At 56.9% G+C, this 1,507-nt stretch carries 2 protein-coding genes; one reads left to right on the top strand and one right to left on the bottom strand.

All coding sequences use genetic code 11. The features are described from left to right. Positions 1 to 231: transposase (locus IEX64_RS24235; protein ID WP_188824030.1), on the top strand; the 231-nt coding region annotated here is incomplete at its 5' end. A gap of 530 nt (positions 232 to 761) precedes the next feature. Here IEX64_RS24235 and IEX64_RS24230 read toward each other — a convergent pair. Then, positions 762 to 1,217 carry a hypothetical protein gene (locus IEX64_RS24230; protein ID WP_188824028.1) on the bottom strand — a complete coding sequence of 152 codons (456 nt, stop codon included), beginning with the start codon at positions 1,215 to 1,217 and terminating at the stop codon, positions 762 to 764. Positions 1,218 to 1,507: the final 290 nt, after the last annotated feature.

The following is a 1,507-nucleotide window of genomic DNA, read 5'->3' as shown; positions in this document are numbered from 1 at the left end:
CGGCGCAAACCCAAGGGTAAGCCCATGGCGAAGGCAACTGCGCGGGCCAATGCTGCCAAGTCTTCGGTCCGGGCCCATGTCGAACATGTCTTCGCCCATCAGAAGAACCGGTTCGGCCTGTTCATCCGCACGATCGGCCTAGCCCGTGCCGAAGCGAAGTTGACCCTTTGCAACCTGGCCTACAACTTCAACAGACTGATCTTCCACGAACGCCGGGAAAGCATGGGGTGACTCTGTCTGAAATCCGCGAAGCGCGGGTGAAATCGCACGGAATGTCATCGGAAACAGGCCAAAGGCGGGCGCCACAGCGTCCGGCAGCATCGGCATCTCCGTCGTCAGGCTCCCAAGCCCTGCGCAACACGGTTTTTGCGGGTCTCCAGCTCTGCGCGATCTATGCATCCAGTATAGTCCCTTGCGACGATCCGCGTCAAAGGAGTTGCTTGCTTGCTGCTGCTGGCCTGACGCCTGCCCTGCATGCGCCCGCACAGGAGCGGGACGCCGCTGCGCCGCCGGCTCATACCAGACTAAACAATTGCGATTGCAGCCAGTCGCAACCCGCAAAGGTTCAGCATTTCCGGTCAACCCAAGCCCAGGAATCCAATCCTGCCGTGAGCAGTTGTAGGGGCCATCACGTTTCGCAAGAGCTGCTTTGACCAGCCCAATCTGGAGCGAGGCACGTATTTCCGGAAGCACGCGCATTGCTCTAAATCCATGTTGCCGGATCGCGCGGAAGACCAACTCTTACTTCTCCGCGCAATGCTCTAGCTCATCCCTGTACAATCCTTCGGCGAAGGACTGCGAAACATCTCAAGCCTTGCCCTGAAGTCCGCCTGCCAAGGGGCCTCCGCCACTGCCCGCTCTTGAACATTGACGGCTTCCTCGAACTGCTTATCAAGTGCCAATGAGCATGCGAGCGTATCTAGATAATTTGCTTGCGGATCGCGGGAGACAGCGTATCGCGCGGCCGCAATCGCAGGTTCAATATGTGCGTCACGCCCTGCAAAACGACGCGTCGCTACGAGCCACGCATAGTTATTGTAAGGCATGGGAACTTCGGTATGCAGCCTCATTGCCGACTTGTAATCCGAGATTGCTTCTTCGTACTTGCCTGTCTCGCTCTGAACAGGGGCCCTCAACACATAAAGATAGGCCAGAGTTTCATCGTCGGTCAGGCTTCTTCCCTCGTAGCTAGGCAGGTTGGACGGCGTGATGCACACGCTTCGCCCATTCGTATCCCAATCGAAATAGCTGCCGTCGTTCAGTTCCCATCTGACATAGTTGTGGCCGCTCCCCGACCTGAGTGTGATATCGACCAGAGATGCTGACAAACCATAGGAAGCAGCAACTTCGAGGAGAATGAGCGAACCTGTGTCACAATCGATGGTGTGGAGAGGCGTCCCATCTGCGCTTTTGAGAAACCGGAGCGCATCGCCAAGTGTCTCATACCAAAACCTGTGGAATCTGACTCACTGAGGGTATCGGGTTTGGGGCTGACGTGATTCACCAT

Source organism: Novosphingobium indicum, assembly GCF_014645195.1.
Taxonomy (GTDB): Bacteria; Pseudomonadota; Alphaproteobacteria; order Sphingomonadales; family Sphingomonadaceae; genus Novosphingobium; species Novosphingobium indicum.
Note: the sequence above shows the minus strand (reverse complement) of the source record. Positions and strands in the feature narration are given on the sequence as shown.